General features: G+C 66.1%; 24 protein-coding genes. 12 read left to right on the forward strand and 12 right to left on the reverse strand.

Features of this window, described 5'->3' with window-relative positions; genetic code table 11:
- Positions 1 to 490: 490 nt before the first annotated feature.
- Both ACP7DD_RS02825 and ACP7DD_RS02830 read right to left on the reverse strand, forming a co-directional pair.
- On the reverse strand, positions 491 to 1,543 hold the full coding sequence (locus ACP7DD_RS02825; RefSeq protein ID WP_426173190.1) for a bifunctional UDP-4-keto-pentose/UDP-xylose synthase: 1,053 nt from the start codon (positions 1,541 to 1,543) through the stop codon (positions 491 to 493).
- Positions 1,540 to 2,553, reverse strand: coding sequence for an NAD-dependent epimerase/dehydratase family protein (locus ACP7DD_RS02830; RefSeq protein WP_426173191.1), 1,014 nt, complete (start codon positions 2,551 to 2,553; stop codon positions 1,540 to 1,542). The genes ACP7DD_RS02825 and ACP7DD_RS02830 overlap by 4 nt, the downstream gene beginning before the upstream one ends.
- 260 nt (positions 2,554 to 2,813) lie before the next feature.
- On the opposite strand from ACP7DD_RS02830, the gene ACP7DD_RS02835 reads away from it, so the two are divergent.
- Together ACP7DD_RS02835 and ACP7DD_RS02840 are read left to right on the forward strand one after the other, a co-directional pair.
- A complete protein-coding gene (locus ACP7DD_RS02835; RefSeq protein WP_426173192.1) occupies positions 2,814 to 4,253 on the forward strand; it encodes a S41 family peptidase in 1,440 nt (479 codons plus the stop codon).
- Positions 4,254 to 4,366: 113 nt separating this feature from the next.
- Positions 4,367 to 5,488, forward strand: a complete 1,122-nt coding sequence (locus ACP7DD_RS02840; RefSeq protein WP_426173193.1) for a beta-ketoacyl-ACP synthase III — start codon at positions 4,367 to 4,369, stop codon at positions 5,486 to 5,488.
- Positions 5,489 to 5,565: 77 nt separating this feature from the next.
- Here the strand turns inward: ACP7DD_RS02840 and ACP7DD_RS02845 are convergent, their stop codons facing one another.
- Positions 5,566 to 7,596 carry an FAD-dependent oxidoreductase gene (locus ACP7DD_RS02845; protein ID WP_426173194.1) on the reverse strand — a complete coding sequence of 677 codons (2,031 nt, stop codon included), beginning with the start codon at positions 7,594 to 7,596 and terminating at the stop codon, positions 5,566 to 5,568.
- Positions 7,597 to 7,818: 222 nt separating this feature from the next.
- Between ACP7DD_RS02845 and ACP7DD_RS02850 the strand changes: the two genes are divergently transcribed.
- Entirely contained in the window at positions 7,819 to 8,370 is a 552-nt protein-coding gene (locus ACP7DD_RS02850; RefSeq protein ID WP_426173195.1) for an SRPBCC family protein, read from the forward strand.
- 16 nt (positions 8,371 to 8,386) lie between these two features.
- On the opposite strand, the gene ACP7DD_RS02855 is transcribed toward ACP7DD_RS02850, so the two are convergent.
- The 8 genes from ACP7DD_RS02855 to ACP7DD_RS02890 form a co-directional block, all read right to left on the reverse strand.
- Positions 8,387 to 8,842, reverse strand: coding sequence for a hypothetical protein (locus ACP7DD_RS02855; RefSeq protein ID WP_426173196.1), 456 nt, complete (start codon positions 8,840 to 8,842; stop codon positions 8,387 to 8,389).
- Between the two features lie 34 nt (positions 8,843 to 8,876).
- Positions 8,877 to 9,323, reverse strand: a complete 447-nt coding sequence (locus ACP7DD_RS02860; protein WP_426173197.1) for a DUF2721 domain-containing protein — start codon at positions 9,321 to 9,323, stop codon at positions 8,877 to 8,879.
- Positions 9,320 to 10,276 (reverse strand): prolyl aminopeptidase, encoded by a 957-nt coding sequence (gene pip / locus ACP7DD_RS02865; RefSeq protein WP_426173198.1) that lies wholly within the window; start codon positions 10,274 to 10,276, stop codon positions 9,320 to 9,322. The genes ACP7DD_RS02860 and pip overlap by 4 nt, the downstream gene beginning before the upstream one ends.
- 49 nt (positions 10,277 to 10,325) lie before the next feature.
- A complete protein-coding gene (locus ACP7DD_RS02870; protein ID WP_426173199.1) occupies positions 10,326 to 11,645 on the reverse strand; it encodes an amino acid deaminase in 1,320 nt (439 codons plus the stop codon).
- Positions 11,642 to 12,385, reverse strand: a complete 744-nt coding sequence (locus ACP7DD_RS02875) for an AAA family ATPase (protein ID WP_426173200.1) — start codon at positions 12,383 to 12,385, stop codon at positions 11,642 to 11,644. The genes ACP7DD_RS02870 and ACP7DD_RS02875 overlap by 4 nt, the downstream gene beginning before the upstream one ends.
- Positions 12,386 to 12,478: 93 nt before the next feature.
- A complete protein-coding gene (gene phbB / locus ACP7DD_RS02880; RefSeq protein WP_426173201.1) occupies positions 12,479 to 13,219 on the reverse strand; it encodes an acetoacetyl-CoA reductase in 741 nt (246 codons plus the stop codon).
- A 46-nt stretch (positions 13,220 to 13,265) separates the two neighbouring features.
- Positions 13,266 to 14,444, reverse strand: coding sequence for an acetyl-CoA C-acetyltransferase (locus tag ACP7DD_RS02885; RefSeq protein WP_426173202.1), 1,179 nt, complete (start codon positions 14,442 to 14,444; stop codon positions 13,266 to 13,268).
- 82 nt (positions 14,445 to 14,526) lie between these two features.
- Positions 14,527 to 14,673, reverse strand: a complete 147-nt coding sequence (locus tag ACP7DD_RS02890; RefSeq protein WP_426173203.1) for a hypothetical protein — start codon at positions 14,671 to 14,673, stop codon at positions 14,527 to 14,529.
- Between the two features lie 266 nt (positions 14,674 to 14,939).
- Between ACP7DD_RS02890 and minC the strand changes: the two genes are divergently transcribed.
- From minC to minE, 3 genes are read left to right on the forward strand one after another with little or no spacing between them, the layout of a single operon-like run.
- A complete protein-coding gene (gene minC / locus ACP7DD_RS02895; protein ID WP_426173204.1) occupies positions 14,940 to 15,716 on the forward strand; it encodes a septum site-determining protein MinC in 777 nt (258 codons plus the stop codon).
- A 41-nt stretch (positions 15,717 to 15,757) separates the two neighbouring features.
- Positions 15,758 to 16,573 carry a septum site-determining protein MinD gene (gene minD / locus ACP7DD_RS02900; RefSeq protein ID WP_099786742.1) on the forward strand — a complete coding sequence of 272 codons (816 nt, stop codon included), beginning with the start codon at positions 15,758 to 15,760 and terminating at the stop codon, positions 16,571 to 16,573.
- A 1-nt stretch (position 16,574) separates the two neighbouring features.
- Positions 16,575 to 16,826: a cell division topological specificity factor MinE gene (gene minE / locus ACP7DD_RS02905; RefSeq protein ID WP_133113936.1), complete on the forward strand. Its 252-nt coding sequence runs from the start codon at positions 16,575 to 16,577 to the stop codon at positions 16,824 to 16,826.
- A gap of 17 nt (positions 16,827 to 16,843) precedes the next feature.
- Here the strand turns inward: minE and ACP7DD_RS02910 are convergent, their stop codons facing one another.
- Positions 16,844 to 17,347, reverse strand: a complete 504-nt coding sequence (locus tag ACP7DD_RS02910; RefSeq protein WP_426173205.1) for a hypothetical protein — start codon at positions 17,345 to 17,347, stop codon at positions 16,844 to 16,846.
- Positions 17,348 to 17,588: 241 nt separating this feature from the next.
- Between ACP7DD_RS02910 and ACP7DD_RS02915 the strand changes: the two genes are divergently transcribed.
- The 6 genes from ACP7DD_RS02915 (at position 17,589) to ACP7DD_RS02940 (ending at position 24,060) form a co-directional block, all read left to right on the forward strand.
- Positions 17,589 to 18,278: a response regulator transcription factor gene (locus ACP7DD_RS02915; protein WP_426173206.1), complete on the forward strand. Its 690-nt coding sequence runs from the start codon at positions 17,589 to 17,591 to the stop codon at positions 18,276 to 18,278.
- Positions 18,279 to 18,448: 170 nt separating this feature from the next.
- Entirely contained in the window at positions 18,449 to 19,723 is a 1,275-nt protein-coding gene (gene hemA, locus ACP7DD_RS02920) for a glutamyl-tRNA reductase (protein WP_426173207.1), read from the forward strand.
- Between the two features lie 81 nt (positions 19,724 to 19,804).
- A complete protein-coding gene (gene prfA, locus ACP7DD_RS02925) occupies positions 19,805 to 20,881 on the forward strand; it encodes a peptide chain release factor 1 (RefSeq protein WP_426173208.1) in 1,077 nt (358 codons plus the stop codon).
- Between the two features lie 56 nt (positions 20,882 to 20,937).
- On the forward strand, positions 20,938 to 21,408 hold the full coding sequence (locus ACP7DD_RS02930; RefSeq protein ID WP_426173209.1) for a disulfide bond formation protein B: 471 nt from the start codon (positions 20,938 to 20,940) through the stop codon (positions 21,406 to 21,408).
- On the forward strand, positions 21,405 to 22,226 hold the full coding sequence (prmC, locus tag ACP7DD_RS02935; RefSeq protein WP_426173210.1) for a peptide chain release factor N(5)-glutamine methyltransferase: 822 nt from the start codon (positions 21,405 to 21,407) through the stop codon (positions 22,224 to 22,226). The genes ACP7DD_RS02930 and prmC overlap by 4 nt, the downstream gene beginning before the upstream one ends.
- A gap of 49 nt (positions 22,227 to 22,275) precedes the next feature.
- Complete coding sequence (locus ACP7DD_RS02940; protein WP_426173211.1) at positions 22,276 to 24,060, forward strand: DUF885 domain-containing protein; 1,785 nt, start codon at positions 22,276 to 22,278, stop codon at positions 24,058 to 24,060.
- Positions 24,061 to 24,144 lie beyond the last annotated feature (84 nt).

Consider the following 24,144-nt stretch of genomic DNA (forward strand, 5'->3'; position numbering starts at 1 on the left):
GGGTTGTCCTTATGGGGCAGGATTAAAGAGTCGGCGGATAAGCCGAGCGCAAATGTATCATGGCAACCCCGCGCTTGGTGACTACTTCGTCGCCGCAATTTCATTTTTTGCCGCTTATGCATATGTCTGGCGGCCATGGGAATGAGTGCTTGCATCGGGCGCGGGGGAACTGCGTCGCTTTTCGAGAAAGCAATTTTAGCCCTGGCAAGCGTGGCGCAGCCGCGCCCTCCCCGTTTTTTACTTTACGATACACAACCCGTTGTTTTTGTCGTGCGCACAACGAAAAAAGCCCACGGCGGGCCATGGGCAAAACCACTTAAGGTGGAGGGGAGAAACGAGAGCACTATAGGCTGGCATTTCGACAATAATGCCAAACCTTACATTTGCTTACTGCTCAGTTCGCAATAGCCGCCGACGCATGCGCCGTCCTCCTCGCGCACGTAAAAAGGGCTGCAGAAGCAGCCCTTTTCTAATCTTGACCGATCGCCAGTCAGTTATTCAACTGCTTCGCATCGACCAGGTTGTCCTTGTACGAATCGAAAATGCCGACCAGCGCGTCGCGCATGGCGAACTTCGGCGCCCAGCTCAGCTCGGCCATCGTGTTGTCGATCTTCGGCACGCGGTTCTGCACGTCCTGGTAGCCCTTGCCGTAATAGGCGCCGGAGCTGGTCTCGACCAGCTTGACCTGCTTGGCCGAGTCGCGGTACTCCGGGTACTCGGCGGCCAGGCTCAGCATCATGTTGGCCAGTTCGCGGATCGAGTAGTTGTTGCTCGGGTTGCCGATGTTGTAGATCTTGCCGGTGGCGATGCCGTCGACGTTGGCGATGATGCGCACCAGCGCGTCGATGCCGTCGTCGACATACGTAAACGAACGCTTCTGCTCGCCGCCGTCGACCAGCTGGATGTTCTCGCCGCGCACGATGTGGCCGAGGAACTGGGTCAGCACGCGCGACGAACCTTCTTTCGGCGTGTGGATCGAGTCGAGTCCGGCGCCGATCCAGTTGAACGGACGGAACAGCGTGAAGTTCAGCCCTTCCATGCCGTAGCCCCAGATCACGCGGTCCATCAGCTGCTTCGAGCAGGCGTAGATCCAGCGCGGCTTGTTGATCGGGCCGTACACCAGGTCGGACGCTTCGGGATCGAATTCGGCGTCCGGGCTCATGCCGTACACCTCGGACGTCGACGGGAACACCAGGTGCTTGCCGTACTTGTGCGCCGAGCGCACGATCGGCAGGTTCGCCTCGAAATCGAGCTCGAACACGCGCAGCGGATCGGTCACGTAGGTCGACGGCGTGGCGATCGCCACCAGCGGCAAGATCACGTCGCACTTCTTGACGTGGTACTCGACCCATTCCTTGTTGATCGTGATGTCGCCTTCGAAAAAGTGCAGGCGCGATTTGTACGATTCGTTCGCCAGCAGGTCCTTGATGCGCTCGGATTGCATGTCCATGCCGTACACGTGCCAGTCGGTCGTTTCCAGGATGCGCTTGGACAGGTGGTGGCCGATAAAGCCGTTGACACCGAGGATAAGGACTTTTTTCATTTTGAAGGGGCTGCGTGTGGCCGAATGAGGGAACGCGGATTATACCATTGCCCAAAGCGGGCCAAGCCGGTTTCCAGCGGCGTTGCCGGGGCGTATCCGACCCATGCCTGCAGGCGGCTGGCGTCGGCATGGGTCGCGGCCACGTCGCCCGGCTGCATCGGCTGGAAATCGAGTTCGGCGCGTAGGCCCAGCACCCGTTCCAGCGTGCCGATAAACTCGAGCACCGTCACCGGCCGCTCGCTGCCGACGTTGACGACCCAGTGCGGCGCGGCGCCGTCGTTGCCGGTCCACGGCTTGAACAGAAGCCGCACCAGGCTCTCGACGATGTCGTCGATGTAGGTGAAGTCGCGCAGCAGCCGGCCTTCGGCAAACACCGGGATCGCTTCACCCCTGAGCAGCTTGTCGGTGAAGCTGAAGTAGGCCATGTCCGGCCTGCCCCACGGCCCGTACACGGTAAACAGGCGCGCGCCGGTGGCCGGCAGCCGGCTCAGGTGGCTGTAGGCATGCGCCATCAGCTCGTTGGCCTTCTTGGTCGCCGCGTACAGCGACAGCGGCGCGTCGGTCGGGTCGTCCTCGCTGAACGGCACCTTGGTGTTGCCGCCGTACACGCTGCTGCTGCTTGCATACAGCAGGTGCTCGACATGGTGGCGCCGGCACGCTTCGAGCACGTTGCCGAACGCGACCAGGTTCGACTGCAGGTAGCTGCCCGGCGCGACCAGCGAATGGCGCACGCCGGCCTGCGCCGCCAGGTGCACCACCAGGGTCGGGCACACCCGCGCGAACAGCGCCGCCACCTGCACCGGATCGGCCAGTTCGGCCGCGCGGCACGGCACCTCCAGCGGCCCGAGCAGCGCGCGCACGCGGCCGATCTTCAGGCGCGGATCGTAGTAGTCGTTGAAATTGTCGCAGCCGGCGACGTCGTGCCCGAGCCCGGCCAGCCGCGCCGCCACGAAGCTGCCGATGAAGCCGGCCGCGCCCGTCACCAATATCGTCTGTTTTCCCGCTGTCATGGTTGCGTGTTCCCCAGAGGATCGCGGCGGTGACCCAAAGTGGCACGGCCGCGTCCAAGCGTGACAGAGCGCGCGGCAGCGGCAGGTGATCTTGGTCAGCAGGAGCGCGGTCTGCGCCACGCGCGCGCCGCTGCATGCGAAGCAGCAATTATGCGCGGGCAATACGCGTGCGTGGCAATCGCGCGTATACTGGATCGGCGCGCCGCCACGCTTGCGGCATAACCGTTTCCGCTTGCAGCCACGCATCCGTCAGGACCATCATGGGCACTACACTGAAGAACACCGGCCTGGTCGGCCTTGGCCTGATCGCCGGCGTCGCCATCTCGATGCAGTTCTCGGCGCTGGCGCAAAAGCCGGTCGACGCCGGCATGCCGCTGGAAGAACTGCGCCAGTTGGCTAGCGTGTATGGCCTGATCAAGTCGGACTATGTCGAAGCGGTCGAAGACCGCAAGCTGCTCAACGAGGCAATCGCCGGCATGGTGTCATCGCTCGATCCGCACTCGGCCTACCTCGACAAAAAAGCCTACCGCGATCTGCGCGAAGGCACCCAGGGCAAGTTCGTCGGCCTCGGCATCGAGATCTCCGAGAGCGAGGAAGGATTCATCAAGATCGTCGCGCCGATCGAGGATTCGCCCGCCTGGCGCGCCGGCATCTTGCCCGGCGACCTGATCACCCGCATCGACGCGCTGCCGGTGCAGGGCCTCGCGCTCGACGAAGCGATCAAGAAAATGCGCGGCGAGCCGCGCACCAAGGTGACGCTGACGGTTCTGCGCAAGAGCGCCGCCGCGCCCCTCGCCTTCGTCATCGCGCGCGAGGAAATCGTCCAGAAAAGCGTCAGGGCAAAGATCGTCGAACCGGGCTACGGCTGGCTGCGCGTGTCGCAGTTCCAGGAGCCCACCGTCGACGACCTGGCCGCCCGCCTGGCCGCCATGTACAAGCAGGAGCCGAACCTGAAAGGCCTGGTGCTGGACCTGCGCAACGACCCCGGCGGCCTGCTGCAAGGGGCGATCGGCGTGTCGGCCGCGTTCCTGCCGAAGGACGCCGAAATCGTCTCGACCAATGGCCAGCTGGCCGATTCGAAGCAAAGCTTCTACGGCCGCGCCGAGTTCTACTCGCTGCGCGGCGACAGCGACGCGCTGGCGCGCCTGCCGGCCGCCGTCAAGAGCGTGCCGCTGGTGGTGCTGGTCAACACCGGCTCGGCGTCGGCGTCCGAAATCGTCGCCGGCGCGCTGCAGGACTACAAGCGCGCCATCATCATGGGCAGCCAGACCTTCGGCAAGGGCTCGGTGCAGACCATCCGGCCGCTGTCGAACGACGCCGCCGTCAAGCTCACCACCGCGCGCTACTACACGCCGGCCGGCCGCTCGATCCAGGCGCGCGGCATCGTGCCCGATTTGCTGGTCGACGAGAACGCCGACGGCGACGCCGCGAGCGGCCTGCGCCTGCGCGAAGCCGACCTGCAAAAGCACCTGGCCAACGACCGCAGCAAGGAAGACCCAGGCGCCGCGCGCGACGACGCCGAGGACGAGCTGCGCCTGGCGGCCATCGAGCGCAAGCGCAAGCCGCTCGAATACGGCAGCGCCGACGACTTCCAGCTCAAGCAGGCGCTGAACCACCTGAAGGGCCTGCCGGTACAGCTGTCGAAGGCCGCGCCGGCGCCGAAACTGGCGCGCCAGCATCCGAAGGCGCCGGCGCATTGAGCCGCCGCAGGGCCGCCCGCGCCCTGCAGGCTTCAAATCTGCCTCGCTGCTACGCGCATGTGTAAAATATGTGCACGCGCCGGCCCGCCTGGCGCTTCTCTGAAAGCACCATCATGAAACAAGTCGTCATCAGCGGCACTGGCCTGTTCACGCCAACCCAATCGATCTCCAACGAAGAATTGGTGGTTGCGTTTAACGCCTACGCCGAACTGTTCAACGCCGACAACGCCGCCGCGATCGCCGCCGGCGACGTCGCCGCCATCGAAGGCTCGAGCGCCGCCTTCATCGAAAAAGCGTCCGGCATCAAGTCGCGCTACGTGATGGACAAGGAAGGCATCCTCGACCCGACCCGCATGACGGCGCGCATCGCCGAACGTGCCGACGACGACTTGTCGCTGCAGGCTGAAATCTGCGTCGCCGCGGCGCGCCAGGCGCTCGCGCGCGCCGGCCGCGTCGCCGCCGACATCGACATGGTGATCGTCGCCTGCAGCAACATGCAGCGCGCCTACCCGGCCATGGCGGTCGAGGTGCAGGAAGCGCTCGGCATCGACGGCTACGGCTTCGACATGAACGTCGCCTGCTCGTCGGCCACGTTCGGCATCCAGACCGCGATGGCGGCCGTACAAAGCGGCCAGGCCCGCGCGGCGCTGGTGCTTAATCCCGAAATCACCAGCGGCCACCTGAACTTCCGCGACCGCGACAGCCACTTCATTTTCGGCGACGCCTGCACCGCCATCGTCATCGAAGGCGCCGACCAGGCAGTGAGCGAACATCAGTTCGAGATCCTCGAGTCGAAGCTCAAGACCAAGTTCTCCAACAACATCCGCAACAATTTCGGCTTCATGAACCGCTTCGACGAATCCGGCATCGGCAAGGCCGACAAGCTGTTTCGCCAGCAGGGCCGCAAGGTGTTCAAGGAAGTGTGCCCGATGGCCGCCGAGATGATCCGCGACACGGTGGCGGCGGCCGGCCTCGAAGTGGCGCAGGTATCGCGCTTCTGGCTGCACCAGGCCAATCTGAGCATGAACCTCCTGATCACCAAGATGCTGCTCGGACGCGACGCCGAACCGAACGAGGCGCCCGTCATCCTCGACACCTACGCCAACACGTCGTCGGCCGGCTCGATCATCGCCTTCCACAAGCACCAGGACGACATGGCGTCCGGCGCGCTCGGCGTCATCTGCTCGTTCGGCGCCGGCTACTCGATCGGCTGCGTCGTCGTCCGCAAAAAATAATTTTCCTGGAACGACGTGCGTAAAGCGCGGGAACCAATTGGCTGTATTTGTGGTCTGACTTAGGTCAGACCCGCACTTCACAAGCTCACCGCCAGTTCGGCACCTTCCCTGATCGCCCGCTTCGCATCCAGCTCCGCTGCCAGTGCCGCCCCGCCAATCTTGTGGAAACGCGGCCCGCCGCTCTCCCCTTCCGCCGGCATCAGTTCCGTCAGGCTGTCCTGTCCCGCGCAGATCACCACGTTGTCCACCTCGATCACCTTGCGCTCGCCGCCGACGGTGACATGCAGCCCTTCGTCGTCGATGCGGTCGTATTGCACCCCCGCCATCATCACCACGCCATTGCGCTGCAAGGTGGCGCGGTGTACCCAGCCGCTGGTCTTGCCAAGGCCGGCGCCAAGCTTCGATGCCTTGCGCTGCATCAGGTACAGCTGGCGCACCGGCGCCGGATCGGCCGGCTTAACCAGCCCGCCCTTGGTGGTTGCGGCCAGGTCGACGCCCCACTCGCGCGTCCACTCGGCGATCGGCACCGGCAAAGGGTGCGACGGATCGTGCAGCAGGTATTCGCCGACGTCGAAGCCGATGCCGCCGGCGCCGATGATCGCCACGCGCTTGCCGACCGGCGCCTTATGCCGCAGCACGTCGACGTACGACAACACCTTGGGATGCTTGATCCCTTCGATCGGCGGCATGCGCACCTTGATGCCGGTCGCCACGATGACGTCATCGAAGCCGCCCCTCAGCAGCTGTTCGCGGGTGACGCGCTGGCCGAGGCGCAGCTTCACGCCGAGCAGTTCGAGCTTGCGGGCGAAGTAGCGGATCGTCTCGCTGAATTCTTCCTTGCCGGGGATTTGCATGGCGATTCTGAACTGGCCGCCGATGCTGTCGCTGCCGTCGAACAGCGTGACGTCGTGGCCGCATTCGGCCGCCACCGTCGCCGCCGACAGCCCGGCCGGGCCGGCGCCGACCACGGCCACCTTCTTCGGCGCGGACGTCTTCGCATACACCAGCTCCGTCTCGTGGCAGGCGCGCGGGTTGACCAGGCAGCTGGCGCGCTTGTTGGCGAAGGTGTGGTCGAGGCAGGCCTGGTTGCAGCCGATGCAGGTATTGATTTCGTCGGCACGGCCGGCGGCGGCCTTGGCGACGAACTCGGGGTCGGCCAGGAACGGGCGCGCCATCGAGACCATGTCGGCGTCGCCGCGCGCGAGGATGTCCTCGGCGTCGGCCGGCATGTTGATGCGGTTCGACGCCACCACCGGGATCGTCACTACGCGGCGCAGGCGGCCGGCGACGCTGGCAAAGGCGCCGCGCGGCACGGACGTGACGATGGTCGGCACGCGCGCCTCGTGCCAGCCGAAGCCGGTGTTGAGGATGGTGACGCCGGCCTGCTCGAGCGCGCGGGCGACGGCGACCACTTCGTCCCATGTATTGCCGCCGTCGACCAGGTCGAGCAGCGAATGGCGGTACATGATGATGAAGTCGGGGCCGACCTTGGCGCGGATGCGCTTGACGATTTCCACCGGCAGGCGCATGCGGTTTTCGATGCTGCCGCCCCACTCGTCCTGGCGCTGGTTGGTGCGCGCGCACAGGAACTGGTTGAGCAGGTAGCCTTCGCTGCCCATCACTTCGACGCCGTCGTAGCCTGCCTGTTTGGCCAGCCTGGCGCAGCGCGCGTAGGCGGCGATGGTTTTGGCGATGCCGCGTTCAGTCAGCGCGCGCGGCTTGAACGGCGAGATCGGCGACTTCACGCCGGACGCCGACACCACCATCGGCTGATAGCCGTAACGGCCGGCGTGCAGGATCTGCATCAGTATCTTGCCGCCTTCCTCGTGCACGGCGCGCGTGACGCGGCGGTGATTGAGGACGTCGCCGGCGAAGTTGAGGGTGCCGCCGAACGGCAGCAGCCAGCCCTGCATGTTCGGCGAGATACCGCCGGTGACGATCAGAGCGACGCCGCCGCGGGCGCGCTCGCGATAGAACGCGGCCAGCTTGCCGTAATTGTAGAAGCGGTCTTCCAGCCCGGTGTGCATCGAGCCCATGATGACGCGGTTGCGCAGCGTGGTGAAACCAAGGTCGAGCGGGGCGAGCAGGTGCGGGTAAGTGGCGGTCATGGCGCTTCAAAAGGGGGCGCCGCGCGGCTGCGCGGCACATCGGCATTAAAACCCACTTCCGTAGACGCCGGCTTCTAATTTATCGTTTCGACAAGCCGCCACGCTCGCCGAGGGGTCGGCCGAGGGGTCTGACCCGTTTTCCGGGTCAGACCCCGGTGTTGTTGACGCCGATGACACCGGCGCACGCTTGTCAGCCGCAAGGTTTTACCGTAGTCTAAGGCCATGATCGCCCGACTCTGCTTTTGCCTGATGATGGCTGCCGCGCTGCCGGCGCTGGCGCGGCCGGCGCTCGACGTCAGCGTCGAGCGGGTTGATGGCGCCGACGGCAAGGTCTACCAGATCAGCGCGCGCGGCGAAGTGGCGGCGTCGCCGGCGGCGGTGTGGCGCATCCTGACCGACTACGAGCGCATGGCCGAATTCGTGCCCGACCTGCGCCGCGCGCGGGTGATCTCGCGCAGCGGCGACGAGGTGGTCGTCGAGCAGCTCGGCGAAGCGCGGCTGCTGTTTTTGCGGCGCGAGATCCGCCTGGTGGTGCAGGTGCGCGAGCAGCCGATCACGCAGATCGACATCAGCCTGGTGGAAGGCGACATGCGGGTGTACCGGTGCACCTGGCAGCTGGTGCCGGTGGCGCACACCGGCGGCACGCGGGTTCTGTACAGCGGCACGCTGGCGCCGAAGTTCTATGTTCCGGGCATGCTCGACTCAAACCTGATCCGCGGCGATATCGAAAAGATGATGGCCGCCGTGCTGCAGCGCCTCGACCGCACCGACTAGACAACCCGTCGCGGCCTTACGCCTGATAGCTATCGCGCTCGCGCAGTTCGGCGAACGACTCGATGCTGCCGATCTTGATGGTCAGCGGATTCATCCTGCTTTGCGGCGCCATTGGACGCCAGGCGAACTGCCACTCGTGTTCGTGCGCTTCGGCGCTCGACTTGGTGAATGCCGAGCCGAGCGCGGCGCGCACGCCGTATTCGACTTCGCCGTCGATGCCGGCCCAGGTGGGCAGCACTTTCTGCACCGCGCGGTGCAGCATCTCGCCGAATGCGTCGGTGTTATGAATGACCAGGCAGCTGTCGGCCTGGCCGAGCAGGTCGAACAGCGACTTGTCCCACACGGTCGAAAACGACAGCGTCATGAAGGGATTGGCCGGCACCAGGCGGAACTGGCCTTCGCGCAGCGCCAGTTCGAGTTCGGCGCGCTGGCCGTAGCGGTGGAGGGTTGGTGGGCGTTTGTAGTCGTGCATGGTGTGAATTGATCCGGTAATGGTGTGGGCGCGCTCAGCGGCCCCGCGCGCGGCGCGCGACGTGGGCGATGCGCATGTGTTTGGAGGCGATGAAGATCTCGCGCAGCAGGAAGCAGAAGCTGCCGATCAGCGCCACCATCGCCAGCACGAAACCGGCGGCGATATAGCGGTCGAGCGGCAGGCTGGTGGTGTCGCCCAGGAACAGCAGCGCGATGACGACGCAGATCAGCAGCCCGCAGGCGGTCGACAGCGTGATGGCGGTGTTGATCAGGTGCGCGCGGACGTACAGGATGTCGAGTTCGGCCGTGTACTGGTTGTCGTGGCCGACCTCGAGCCGGTCTTCGAGCACGCGCGAGCGGTCGATGATGCGCGCCAGCCGGTTCGTCAGCACCGTCAGCTTGGTGGCCACGCCGGTCAGCAGGAATACTGGCGCAATGGCCAGCTGGATCACGTGGCCGATATCGCTGATCTGAATATTCATTCGAATCGACCCAGCCGCTTGAACTGCTCGGTGGCCGCCACCAGCGCCTGCGCGATGCCGGTTTCGAGCGCGCCGTGGCCGGCGTCCGGAATCATGCGCAGCAGCGATCCCGGCCAGCGCTGGTGCAGCCGGTAGGCCGACACCGGCGGGCAGATGACGTCGTAGCGTCCCTGCACGATCACCGCCGGCAGATGCGCGATGCGGCCGACGTCGCGCAACAGCTGGCCCTCGTCGAGAAAACCGAGGTGGGTCATGTAGTGCGACTCGAGCCGGCCGACGCCCAGGTCGAGCGTGTCCGACACCGGGTCTTCCGGCTGCGGCAGCAGGAACACGCGGCTTCCCTCGAAGCGGCTCCAGGCGCGCGCCGCCGGCCAGTAGCGCGCCGGGTCGTCGCACAGCATGCGCGTGGTGTAGGCCTTGAGCAGGTCGCCGCGTTCGGCTTCGGGAATCGGCGCGATGAAGGCGTCGTACAGCTCGGGATAGAAGGACTGCACGCCGTTGAGGAAGAAGTCGATCTCGGCGGCGGTGCAGAGGAAAATGCCGCGCAAGACGAAGCCGAGGCAGCGCTGCGGATGCGCCTGGCCGTATGCCAGCGCCAGCGTCGAGCCCCACGAGCCGCCGAACACGAGCCACTGGTCGATGCCGAATTTGACGCGCAGCGTTTCAATGTCCTCGATCAGCAACTCGGTGGTGTTGTTGCGCCATTCGCCCAGCGGCGTCGACTTGCCGGCGCCGCGCTGGTCGAACAGAATCACGCGGTAGTGCTGCGGATCGAAGAAGCGGCGGTGCTGGGGCGACAGGCCGGCGCCCGGGCCGCCGTGCAGGAACAGCACCGGCACGCCGTCGGGATTGCCGACTTCTTCCCAGTAGATGCTGTGCAGCGGGTCGACGTCGAGCATGCCGTGCCGGTTCGGCAGGATCGGCGGGAACAGCGATGGCGGGCTCTCGTGCATGGCGTTTCTCATCATGGTGGAGCCGCGATTGTACCCTGCCGGCCAGCACTCAGAAGAAGGTATTGATCGCGTAGCGCACGGCGTAGTCGTCGTCCACCGCCAGCAGCAGCGGCCATTTGTCGAACGTGGTGCACGGATGCGAAATGCCGCAGCCGACCAGGTCGCCCACTTCCAGATCGAAGCCGGCGCTCAGCTGCAGGTACGCATGCTGGTCGTTCATCTTGACGATGGCGCAGCCGGCCGGCAGCAGCTCGGGCGCGCCGGGTCCGGGTCGATGCCACGCCAGCGGAATCGGCAGCTCGATGTCGTACGAGGCGTCGCGCTTGCCCATGCCGAGGATGGCCAGGCCCGGTTCCGGGCGCGACTGCACCACGCTCCACACTTCCAGCGCCGGCTGCAGCGCCGCGCCGCCAAGCGCCGCGTGGCCTTCCTCGCGGACATCGAGCTGGCCGATCTGGCGCAGGTAGGAGCCGTGATCGGACGTCAGGTAGCAGCCACTGCGCAGTACCGCCATTACTGGACGCGACATGCCTTCGATGCCGGCCAAGCCGCGCGCGACCAGGTCGAAGTAGCCGGAGCCGCCGGCCGACAGCAGGATCTGGGCGCCGCCGAACAGGCGCTCCTGGTCACAGGCGCGGGCCAGCGCGGCCAGGCGCCCGATGAAGCCGTTCACCGCGCGCAGGTCGTCGTCGCGCTGGTCCGACACCAGCAAGCCCTCGTATCCCTCGATGCCGGCCAGCTGCAGGTTGGGCGCTGCGGCCACCGCGCGCGCCACCGCCATGGCTTCGGCGTCGGTGCGGCAGCCGGCGCGCTTGCCCGCCAGGCCCAGTTCGACCAGCAGCGGCAGCGGGCGCGCCAGTGGATGGTCGGCCAGCGCCGCGGCCAGGCGCTCGACGCCGGCGATGGAATCGACCAGCGCGAAAAACTCGAACGCCGGATCGTCGTGCATCAGCTGCAGCACGCTGTTGATGTCGGCGCGCGCGACCAGCTGGTTGGCCAGCAGCACGCGGCGCACGCCGAAGCGGTGCGCGACCTGGACCTGGGTGCTGGACGCGAGCGTGATGCCCCAGGCGCCGTTGGCCAGCTGGGCGCCGAACAGCTGCGGGCTCATGGTCGTCTTGCCGTGCGGCGCGAGGGTGACGCCGTACTGCGCGCAGAAGCGCCGCATCCAGTCGAGATTGTGGCGCAGCGCCGACGCCTTCAGCAGCGCGACCGGGAAGCTGGTGTCGCCGCGCAGCACGTTCCAGCCTTGTACGCCGAGCGCGCCCTGGCGCAGCGGCGCCGTGATCGGCAGCCCTTTCACGCCGGGCTGCAGCAGCTGTTCGTCGAGTGCCGCCAGCGCCAGGCCGCCGTGGGGCAGTGAGTTCATTCGTCGTCCTCGTCGTCGCCGAGCAGCTGCTCGATGCGCCGTTGGTAATGGTTGAGGAAATCGCGGGTGACCGCGTAGTGTTCGGTGTCCTCGTAGGCGACCTCGGACAGGCCGGCCCGGTCGAACACCATGATTTTAGCGTTTGGGTAGGCCAGCAGAATAGGCGAATGGGTGGCGATGATAAATTGCGAGCCGCGCTTGACCAGCTGGTCGATGGCCGACAGCGCCGCCAGCTGGCGGTTCGGCGAGAGCGCCGCTTCGGGTTCGTCGAGCAGGTAGAAGCCGTCGGGGCCGAGGTCGAGCAGCAGCTGCATGAACGCTTCGCCGTGCGAACTTTTGTGCAGCGACACCGGGGGCGGCCGCATTGAATCCGTCCATGTCTCGTCGATATAGCTGATGACATCGAACGCGCTCTCGGCACGCAGAAAGTACGACCAGCGCGGCGTCTTGTAGCCTTTCGACAGGCGCAGCACGCGCTGCAGCGGCGACACTTCCTGCTGCGGGCGCGAGACGTTGCGCGAGCCGCCTTCGGCCGGCAGGCCCATCGCCACCGCGATCGCCTCGAGCATGGTCGACTTGCCGGCGCCGTTCTCGCCGACGAAAAACGTCACGTCCGGGTGGAACGACAGCGTTTTCATGTCGCGCACCGCGGGGATGTTGAAGGGATAGCGAGCGGTGTCGATGTCGTCGTCGTCGCGCATCGAGATGTCGCGCAGGTAGGGTTTGGCACTGAGCGCCATGCTTGCCTCACTAAGAAGAACAATGCCAGGCCAAAATGACGTCGTCCCCGCGGAACGGGGACGACGTGGTGCAGTCAACGCCTCCGTTTGCGCTTACGACATGTGCTGGCCGCCGTTGATGGCGATGTTGGCGCCGGTGACGAATGCCGCCTCGTCCGACGACAGGTAGGCGACCAGGCCGGCCACTTCTTCCGGCTTGCCCAGACGCGCCATCGGAATTTGCGGGATGATCTTGGTGTCGAGCACCTCCTGCGGAATCGCCATCACCATCTTGGTGCCGATGTAGCCTGGCGAGATGGTGTTGACGGTAACGCCCTTGCGCGCCACTTCCAGCGCGAGCGCCTTGGTAAAGCCGTGCATGCCGGCCTTGGCGGCCGAGTAGTTGGTCTGGCCGAAGGCGCCCTTCTGGCCGTTGACGGACGAGATGTTGATGATCCGTCCCCAGCCGCGCTCGACCATGCCATCGCAGATCGGCTTGGTCATGTTGAAAACGGAGTCGAGGTCGGTGCGCATCACCGCGTCCCAGTTCGCCTTGTCCATTTTCTTGAACGTCATGTCGCGCGTGATGCCGGCGTTGTTGACCAGCACATCGACTTCGCCGACTTCGGCAACGATCTTCGCCACGCACGCGGCCGACGAATCGTAGTCGGCGACGTCGCACTCATAGGCCTTGAAATCGAAGCCCATGTCGCGCGTCGAGGCCAGCCAGCCCTGCACCTTGGTGCTGCCTGGCGAATAAGTCGTCACGACCGTGTAGCCGAGCGCGGCCAGTTTGATGCACACCGCTTCGCCCAGACCGCCCATACCGCCGGTCACTAATGCAACTCTAGCCATTTTTGTCTCCTCCGTTGTAACTTCTTGCTGCTAAAAAAGTCGGGTATCAATCCCGCTCGATTGCCAACGCGACGCCCATGCCGCCACCGATGCACAGGCTGGCCAGTCCCTTCTTGGCGTCGCGCCGGATCATTTCGTGGATCAATGTCACCAGCACGCGCGCGCCGGATGCGCCGATCGGGTGGCCGAGCGCAATGGCGCCGCCGTTGACGTTGATCTTGCTGGTGTCCCAGCCCATTTCCTTGTTGACCGCAACTGCCTGGGCGGCGAACGCTTCGTTAATTTCCATCAGGTCGACCTGTTCGTGGGTCCAGCCGGCCTTTTTGAGACACAGCCGGGTGGCCGAGACCGGGCCCATGCCCATGATGGACGGATCGATGCCGGCCGACGAGTACGCCTTGATGCGCGCCAGCGGCTTGAGGCCCAGCTCCTTCGCCTTCGACGCCGACATCATGACGACCGCGGCGGCGCCGTCGTTCAGGCCCGATGCATTGCCGGCGGTGACGCTGCCTTCCTTGTTGAAAGCCGGGCGCAGCGACGACAGCGCCTCGAGCGTGCTGCCGTGCTTCGGATACTCGTCGGTATCGAACATCACGGCGCCCTTCTTGCTCGGGATCTCGACGGCGATGATTTCATCCTTGAACTTGCCTTCTTTCTGGGCAACTTCGGCCTTTTGCTGCGATGCCAGCGCGAACGCGTCCTGGTCGGCGCGCGAGACGTCGTATTTCCTGGCGACGTTCTCGGCCGTGACGCCCATGTGATACTGGTTGAATGCATCCCACAGGCCGTCGGTGATCATGGTGTCGACCAGCTTGCCGTCGCCCATGCGGATGCCGTCGCGCGAATTGGGCAGCACGTGCGGCGAGGCGCTCATGTTTTCCTGGCCGCCGGCGACGACGATCGAGGCGTCGCCGCACATGATGGCCTGGGCCGCCAGGTGGGTCGCCTTCAGGCCGCTGCCGCAGACCTTGTTGATGGTCATCGCCGGCACCGTGTTCGGCACGCCGGCCTTGATGCTGGCCTGGCGCGCCGGGTTCTGGCCGGCGCCGGCGGCGAGCACCTGGCCCATGATGACTTCGTCGACGGTGCCCGGATCGACGCCGATGCGTTCGAGCAGCGTCTTGATCACTTGCGCGCCCAGCTCGACGGCCGGGATCTTCGCCAGGGTGCCGCCAAACTTGCCGACGGCGGTGCGGCCTGCGGCCACGATTACGACTTCTTCCATGTGAATCTCCGAGTGTTGCTGGCGCAAAAGGCCAGTGTGGTTGTCAAGTCGGCGTTCAGCCCTGTTGCGACAGGCGCCGCCGCTACACGTCCGGCAAGGCTGGCCGGTGCGCCGCGGCGCCGGGAATAGCCGGCGGCGGCAGCTCCGGCATCGGCGCGCGCCAGGTCGGCGCGCCGCCGTTGCTGCAGTCATCGAAAACAAGGAGCGCCCGAAGCGGCAAAGGATCCATGGTTGTTTCCGATTGATGTCGGAATCTGAGCACGATCAATCTTATCAGCTTATTTACGAAAGGATAGCCGTCTTTATCGTTAGGCCCAAATTTCGCGCCGCAGTTCATCGGCGCGTGCGCCAACCTTGCGGCGAGCCAAGCGGCCCTAGGGTTTGTTGCCAGGAGGAACCACCCTGCAAACACTCCCCCTCCGGCAATTTTCACAGTAGAATGCACGGGCCTGCAGCAATTGGGCGACACCTGCCCAACTCTCACGAACTCGGTCTATGCAAAAAAGTTCCAAACTGCCTATCGAAATCAAGATTTCCACTGTCGTCGCCATCTCGGCGATCCTTCACTCGGCCGACCCGCTGGCCATCGACGCTGCCTTGAAGCAAATGACCGGTGGCGTGTCGGACTTTTTTGACGATGAATTTGCCGTCATCGACGTCGGCGCGATTGCCGAAGGCGCCGCGCCGATCGACTGGCGCGCGCTGGTCGACCTGCTCAAGAAATATCGCCTGAACGCGGTCGCCGTGCGCGGCGCCACCCCGGCCATGGCCGACGCCATCCGCGCGCGCGGCCTGTCGCTCGACGACGGCAGCAGCGGCGCCAAGCCGCGCGCCGACGACGCTCCGGCGAGCGCGCCGGCCGTGACCGCCGCGCCGGCGCCAGGCGCAGCGCCAGTGCCGGCGCCGGCCACCGCAGTCATGTCGCCCGGCGCAATGATCATCGACACCCCGGTGCGCGCCGGCCAGCGCATCTATGCGCGCGGCTGCGACCTGATCATCACCGCCGCCGTCAACAACGGCGCCGAAGTGATCGCCGACGGCAGCATCCATATTTATGCACCGCTGAACGGGCGCGCGCTCGCTGGCGCTTCGGGCAATGCCGAGGCGCGCATCTTCGCGCTGTCCATGCAGCCCGAGCTCGTTTCGATAGCCGGCGTGTACCGCACCTTCGACGACGGCTTCCCGCCCGAGATGGCGCGCCAGCCGGCGCAAATCCGATTGGTGGGGGACCGAATCGATATACTATCGCTCAGTCCGGCTTCCCGAGCCTAATGACTCGAGCCTTATCTCCCAACACTTCAAAGGACCTATAAGTGGCACGAATTATTGTTGTGACATCCGGCAAGGGCGGCGTCGGCAAGACCACCTCCAGCGCCAGCTTTTCCACCGGCCTGGCGAGCCGCGGCCACAAGACCGCGGTGCTCGACTTCGACGTCGGCCTGCGCAACCTCGACCTGATCATGGGTTGCGAGCGGCGCGTCGTGTATGACCTGATCAACGTCGTCAACGGCGAAGCGACCCTGAACCAGGCGCTGATCAAGGACAAGCACTGCGAGAACCTGTTCATCCTGCCCGCTTCGCAAACGCGCGACAAGGACGCGCTGTCGGAAGAAGGCGTCGAGCGGGTGCTGCACGACCTGATCAACATGGGCTTCGAGTACATCGTCTGCGATTCGCCCGCCGGCATCGAGCACGGCGCCCTGATGGCGCTGACGTTCGCCGACGAAGCGATCATCGTGACCAACCCGGAAGTGTCGTCGGTGCGCGATTCGGACCGCATCCTCGGCATCATCCAGGCCAAGTCGCGCCGCGCCCAGACCGGCGCCGAGCCGGTCAAGGAGCACCTCCTGATCACGCGGTATTCGCCGAAACGGGTGGAGAACGACGAGATGCTGTCGTACCAGGACGTGCAGGAAATCCTGCGCATCCCGCTGATCGGCATCATTCCGGAATCGGAATCGGTACTGCACGCTTCGAACCAGGGCAATCCGGCGATCCATTTCAAGGGCACCGACGTGGCCGAGGCATACGAAGACGTGGTTTCGCGCTTCCTTGGCGCCGACCTGCCGCTGCGGTTTACCAGCTATGAAAAGCCAGGATTCCTGCAGCGTATCTTTGGGACGAAGTGATATGGCGCTGCTTTCTTTCCTGTTCCCCCCCAAGGCGAAAACCGCGACCGCAGCCAAGGAACGTCTGCAGATCATCATCGCGCGCGAACGCAACGGCCGGGCCGGGCCGGATTTCCTGCCGGCCCTGCACCGCGAGCTGATCGAGGTGATCTCGAAGTACACCAAGGTCAGCGCCGACAACATCAAGCTCTCGCTCGACCGCCAGGGCAACCTCGAGGTCCTCGAGGTCAACGTGGTGCTGCCGGACGCCTGATCTGCCGGGCGGCGGCGTTACGCCGGGCGGGCGACCTGCAGCTGGTCGGCCACCCGGGCGCACGCTTCGACGTGCTGGTAACCGAGCTTCCTGAACATGGCGAAGCCGATCGCCGCCGAAATCACCGAGCCGGCGATCGGCACCAGCTTGGCCGCGGTCTTGCTGGCGATCCTGACGCCGACCATCCTGAACACCTTCAGCAGCAGTTCGCGCGTGACCAGGCGGCCGACCAGCATGCCGCCGACGCCGACGGCCGCTTCGTACGCCATCAGCCGAAACTTCGGCTGCAGCCGCTCGACCTGCTGTTGCGTGAGGCCGAAGGCGTCGTTGACCTCGTCGACCAGGCGGGAAAACAGCGACAGGTCCGACACCACGTCCAGGCCCGGCACCGGCACGGCCGAAAAGCCGGCCGCCATCGTCGCGCGCTTGCGCACCAGCCGGCGGCAACGCTCGCGCACCAGTGCGATCTCTTTATCGTTACCGGGAATTGCGCCCCAGTCGGTTGCCAGCGCTTCTGCCATCGCCCTCTCCTATTGTGATTTTTGCCCGCCGCTACAGGCCCATTGATATCGGGCTTTTTCCAGTGTACCTTGTTATTGTTTAATGAATTGCACGGTAGGGCGGGCTCTGGCAAACGGAAAAATCTTGCTATTTTTGTAGCATTGCTTTGTAAATGTCTGTAATATTTCAGGTAACTATTCATTAGCGTATGTAGGTTCGGTCCTACAAAATCGCTCAACATCCTGCCGATAGCCCGCACCCATGAGAATAGCCGTCCTCGACAACGATCGTAGCCAGGCCGACCTGATCTGCCAAGTGCTGACAGGGGCCGGGCATGCTTGCCAAGCTTTCGACAACGGCAAGGACATGCTCGGCCTGCTCAAGAAAGACAGCTTCGACATGCTGATTCTCGATTGGCATGTCAATGACCTGTCCGGCGCCGAAATCCTGCGGCGCGCCAAGGAAAAACTGCCGGCGCACACGCCGATGATGTTCGTCACCGGCAACTCGGGCGAAGACGACATCGTTGCCGGCATCGGCGCCGGCGCCGACGACTACATGATCAAGCCCGTGCGCCGCGGCGAGTTGCTGGCGCGCGTGCAGGCGCTGCTGCGGCGCGCCTATCCGTCGCAAAACGGCGCCGAGCAGCTGCAATTCGGCCAGTACGTGTTCGAGACGCGGCCAGGGCGACTGCTGATGGACGGCTCGGTGATCGACGTCACCCACAAGGAGTTCTACCTGGCCCTGCTGTTCTTTCGCAACATCGGCCGGCCGCTGTCGCGCGCCTACATCCACGAAGCGGTATGGATCCGCGAAACGGCGCTGCCGTCGCGCACAATGGACACCCACGTGTCGCGGGTGCGCAACAAGCTGCAGCTGCGGCCCGAAAACGGCTTTCGGCTGGTGCCCGTCTACAGCTACGGCTACCGCCTCGAAAAGATGGGCGCGTAGCGCCAGACAAGGGGTCCGACCGGGTTCTTCTGTTAGGGTCTGACTCCGGCGTTGTTGGCGTTCGCAAACCGATGTTGGCTATTCCGCAACGTCAACACCGGGGTCCGACCCCACAGGGTCAGACCCCAGACAAGTTATAATGTCGGCTTGATTCCCCCACCTGCACCAACATGCAACTGATCGCCGTCGGCCTGAACCACACCACCGCACCGGTCTCGCTACGCGAGCAACTGGCGCTGGCGCCTGACCAGCTCGGCCAGGCGGTGCAGGCGGCGCGCGGCTGGTTCGCCCGCATCGACCAGCAAGGCGGCGACGAAGCGGCGATCCTGTCGACCTGCAACCGCACCGAGATGTACGCCGCCAGCCACGCGCCCAATCCGCTCGAGGCGAGCGCCTGCTTCCTGGCCGATTACCACCAGCTGAGCGTTGCCGAACTGCGCCCGCACCTGTACATGCTGCCGCAGGACCAGGCCGTGCGCCACGCCTTCCGCGTCGCCTCCGGGCTCGACTCGATGGTGCTGGGCGAGCCGCAGATCCTCGGCCAGATGAAGGACGCGGTGCGCCACGCCGACGAGGCGGGCGGCCTCGGCACCTACCTGCACCAGATGTTCCAGCGCAGTTTTTCGGTGGCCAAGGAAGTGCGCAGCACCACCGCGATCGGCGCGCACAGCGTGTCGATGGCCGCCGCCGCGGTGCGCCTGTCGCAGCGCATCTTCGACAAGATCTCCGACCAGAACGTGCTGTTCATCGGCGCCGGAGAAATGATCGAACTGTGCGCCACCCACTTCGCCGCGCACAACCCGAAATCGATCACGGTTGCGAACCGCACCATGGAGCGCGGCGAGACGCTCGCCGAGCGCTTCAACGGCCGCGCCATCACGCTGGCGGCGCTGCCCGAGCAGCTGGGCCAGTTCGACATCGTCATCTCGTGCACGGCGTCGTCGCTGCCGCTGATCGGCCTCGGTCTGGTCGAGCGCGCGATCAAGGCGCGCCGCCACAAGCCGATGTTCATGGTCGACCTGGCGGTGCCGCGCGACATCGAACCGGAAGTGGCGCGCCTCGACGACGTCTTCCTGTACACCGTCGACGATCTCGGCCAGGTGGTGCAGACCGGCCTCGAAAGCCGCCAGGCCGCGGTGGCGCAGGCCGAAGCGATCATCGACACGCGCGTGCAGTCCTTCATGCACTGGGTCGGCGACCGCGCGGTGGTGCCGGTGATCCAGGACCTGCACGAATCGAGCGAGGCGATGCGCCTGTTCGAACTCGAACGCGCGCGCAAGATGCTGGCGCGCGGCGACGACGTCGATGCGGTACTCGACGCGCTGTCGAAAGGGCTGACCGCCAAGTTCCTGCACGGCCCGCAGCAGGCGCTGCACCGCGCCCAGGGCGACGAGCGCGCCCGCCTGGCCGCGCTGCTGCCGCAGCTGTTCCGCGGCCGCCGTTAGCGTCCCTCCCGCACCACCGACCGCCCGCGCGGTCCTCCCGTCGTTCCCCTGTCGTTCCCCATTCCCGTTCAAGGCACTCCTATGAAACCATCGATGCTGGCCAAGCTGGACCAACTGGCCAACCGCCTGGTCGAACTCGACGAACTGTTGATGACCGAAGGCGCGACGTCGAACATGGACAGCTACCGCAAAATGACGCGCGAGCACGCCGAGATCGGCCCGCTGGTGGCGCTGTACCACCAGTTCCAGGCTGCCGGCGCCGACCTCGCCGAAGCGCAGGACATGCTGGCCGACCCGGACATGAAGGACTTCGCGCAGGAGGAAATCGAGGCCGCGCGCGCGCGCCAGGCCCAGCTCGAGTCCGAGCTGCAGAAGATGCTGCTGCCGAAGGACGTCAACGACGATCGCAACATCTTCCTCGAGATCCGCGCCGGCACCGGCGGCGACGAGTCGGCGCTGTTCGCCGGCGACCTGCTGCGCATGTACACCCGCTTTGCCGAGCGCAATCGCTGGCAGGTCGAGATGGTGTCGGAATCGGCCTCGGACCTGGGCGGCTACCGCGAAGTGATCGTGCGCCTGGTCGGCAACGGCGCCTACTCCAAGCTCAAGTTCGAGTCGGGCGGCCACCGCGTGCAGCGCGTGCCGGCCACCGAAACGCAAGGCCGCATCCACACCTCGGCGTGCACGGTGGCGGTGATGCCGGAGGCCGATGAAGTCGAAGACGTCAACATCAACCCGGCCGACCTGCGCATCGACACCTACCGCGCCTCCGGCGCCGGCGGGCAGCACATCAACAAGACCGATTCAGCGGTGCGCATCACCCACCTGCCGACCGGTATCGTGGTCGAGTGCCAGGACGACCGCAGCCAGCACAAGAACAAGGCCTCGGCGCTGAAGGTGCTGGCCGCGCGTATCAAGGACGTGCAACTGCGCGAACAGCAGTCGAAGGAAGCGGCCACCCGCAAGAGCCTGATCGGCTCGGGCGACCGCAGCGAGCGTATCCGCACCTACAACTTCCCGCAGGGCCGCATGACCGACCACCGCATCAACCTGACGCTCTACAAGCTCGATTTCATCATGGACGGCGAGCTGACCGACCTGACCAATGCCCTCGCCGCCGAGCACCAGGCCGAACTGCTGGCCGCGCTGGGCGACTAAGCCTATCGTGGTTGTATGCGAAAATCACCACTGCCCTCAACGCCAAACCGAAGACCATGATCACATCCCGTAGCCTGCTGCTTGCCATCGCCTCCGTCTGCCTCGCCCTGATCGGCGTCGCTCTGTACCTGCAGCACGTGCAAAACCTGCTGCCCTGCCCCCTGTGCGTGATCCAGCGCTACCTGTTCCTCGCCATCGCGCTGTGCTGCGCGCTCGGCGCGTACGGCGGCAAGCCGCGCCTCGGCGCCGGCCTTGGGCTGCTAGGCGCCCTCGGCGGCCTTGGCGTGGTCGGCAAGCACCTGTGGGTGCTGGCCCATCCCGGCCTGTCGTGCGGCATCGACCCGATGGAGACGATGCTCAACAAGATCCCCACCGCCACCATGCTGCCGTGGCTGTTCCAGGCCGACGGGCTGTGCGAAGACGCGCGCGACACCCTGCTCGGCCTGTCGATCCCGCAGTGGTCCGCGGTCTGGTTCGTGCTGCTGGCCGGCGCGCTGGCGTATCTGCTGTTGCGCCGCCGCGCATGAACCTGGCCGGCGCCACGGTTAGCGCGGCGCAGGCGGCGCTGCCGCTCGATGCGCTGGAAAACCGCATCCTGCTGTGCCACGCGCTGGGCCTTACCCGCGTCGGCCTGATCACCCAGTCGCACCGCACGCTTACCGCAGCTGAAGGCGCGGCGCTGGCCGCGCTGCTGGCGCGCCGCCAGCTGGGCGAACCGATCGCCTACATCGTCGGCAAACGCGAGTTTTACGGCCTCGACTTCAGCGTCAACGACGCGGTGCTGATCCCGCGTCCGGATACCGAACTGCTGGTCGAACTGGCGCTCGAACGGCTCGCCCCTGGCGCCGCGCTGCTCGACATGGGCACCGGCAGCGGCGCCATCGCGGTGGCCATCGCCCATGGCCGGCCCGACGCCCGCGTCAGCGCGCTCGACGCCAGCGCCGCCGCGCTCGACGTCGCGCGCGCCAACGCCGCCGCCAACGGCGCGCAGGTGCGCTTCCTGCACAGCGACTGGTACGCCGCGCTGGGGGGCCAGACGTTCGACCTGATCGCGTCCAATCCCCCCTACATCGCCAGCGGCGACGTCCATCTGTCGCAAGGCGATTTGCGCTTCGAGCCGGCAGCGGCGCTGACCGACCACGCCGACGGCCTGTCGGCGCTGCGCACCATCGTCGCCGGCGCCGCGGCGCACCTGGCCGCCGGCGGCTGGCTGCTGCTCGAACACGGCCATGACCAGGCGGCGGCGGTGCGCGCCCTGTTGGCCGACGGCTACACCGAGGTGCAAAGCTGGCGCGACCTGTCCGGCATCGAACGCGTCTCGGGCGGCCGGGCGCCGGCAGCGTAATCGGCGTCAACCCGGCGCTGCGCGCTGGCCGGTTTTGCTAGAATGACCCATGCGTAGACTGTTCGCCATCTGTGTCCTGATGTTCGCGCCGCCCGGGCAGGCCTGGGCCGCGGACAGCGCGGACCAGCAGGCGCGCGCCATGTTCGCCGCCGACTGGCAATGGCGCATGCAAAACAATCCCGAATTCGCCACCACCGTCGGCGACAACCGCTACGACGCCGCCCTGTCCGACACCACGCTGGCCGCCAGCCGCGCCGCCACCGCGCACGTACGCAAGATGCTCGAGCAGGCGCGCGCGATCGGACGCGAACGCCTGACCGGCCAGAACCAGCTGTCGTACGAGCTGTTCGTCGAACAAAAGGAGCGCGCGCTGAAAGCTGCCGCCTTCTACCCCTACCGCCTGCACCCGCTCAGCGCGCAGGACGGCATCCACCTGACGTTTGCGCGCCTGGTCGCGCAGATGCCGTTCGCCACCGAGGCCGACTACCGCAACTACCTGTCGCGCATCGATGCGCTGCCGGCCCACGTCGACGGCCTGATCGAGCAGATGCGCGAAGCGCTGAGAAGCGGCTGGTCGACGCCCAAACCGGCGCTGCGCGCGCTGCCGGCGATGCTGCGCCGGCTGCGCGAAAGCCTGGCCGCGGGACCATCAAGCCTGCCGTTTCGCGCCATCCCCGGCGCCATCGCCAAGCCGGTGCGCGACGAACTGGCCGCCGCCGGTCCGGCCGCGCTGCGCACCAGGGCGGCGCCGGCGCTGCAAAAACTGGAAGACTTCGTGCGCACCGAATACCTGCCGGCCGCGCGCGACACGATCGCCGCCAGCAGCCTGCCCGGCGGCGCCGACTACTACCAGTTCACCATCACCGACAATACCGGCACCGACATGAGCGCGGCCGCCATCCACAAACTGGGCCTGAAGGAAGTGGCGCGTATCGGCGCCGAGATGCGCGTGGCGATCGCCCGCACCGGCTTTCGCGGCACGTTCCGCCAGTTTGCGGCGTTTGCCAACAGCGATCCGCGGCTGTTCTACAGCACCCCTGAGCAGCTGCTGGCGCGCTACCGCCGGCTGGTGGCGCGCGCCAGCGCCGGCTTGCCGCGGCTGTTCGACAGCCGGCCCGCCGAACCGCTCGGCGTCAAGCCGGCGCAGGAAGCCGGCGCCGACTACCAGGGCGCCGCCTACTATGAAGCGGCGGTCGACGGCCGGCCGGCCGCGCTGGTCATCAACACCGCACGGCTGGCAACGCGCGCGCTGTGGGAAACCGAAACACTGGCGCTGCACGAAGGCGTGCCGGGCCACCACCTGCAGGTCGCGCGCGCCCACGAACTGGCCGAGCTGCCCGAGTTCAGGCGCTTCGGCTGGTACCCGGCGTTCGGCGAGGGCTGGGCGCTGTACGCCGAGAGCCTGGGGCCCGAGCTGGGCTTTTTTGCCGAGCCGTTTTCCGCCTTCGGCCACCTGAACGCCGACCTGCTGCGGGCGGCGCGGCTGGTGGCCGACACCGGCATCCACGCGCTTGGCTGGAGCCGCCAGCAGGCGATCGACTACCTGGCAGCCACCACTGCCAATGCGGCGTCCGACAACGAGATCGAAGTGGACGGCTACATTGCAGCGCCCGGCCAGGCGCTGGCGTACAAGATCGGCCAGTTGCGCATCAAGGCGCTGCGCGACAAGGCGCAGGCGGCGCTGGGGCCGAAGTTCGACCTGCGGCGCTTTCACGGCGCGATACTCGACAACGGCGCGCTGCCGCTGACCATCCTCGAGCAGCAGGTCGAACGCTGGATCCGCGCCAGCGCGCGCGATGGCGTGGCGGCGCCGAAAACGGCGCCGGCCGGTTAGCGGCGCGCTGCCCGGGGCGCCCCCGTTTTTCGGCGCCGCCGGGCGAAGATGGCGATTTTCGGTTAATCTCTGCACCAATTATTG

The organism is Massilia sp. TWR1-2-2 (assembly GCF_049897565.1).
Lineage (GTDB): Bacteria > Pseudomonadota > Gammaproteobacteria > Burkholderiales > Burkholderiaceae_D > JAFCUW01.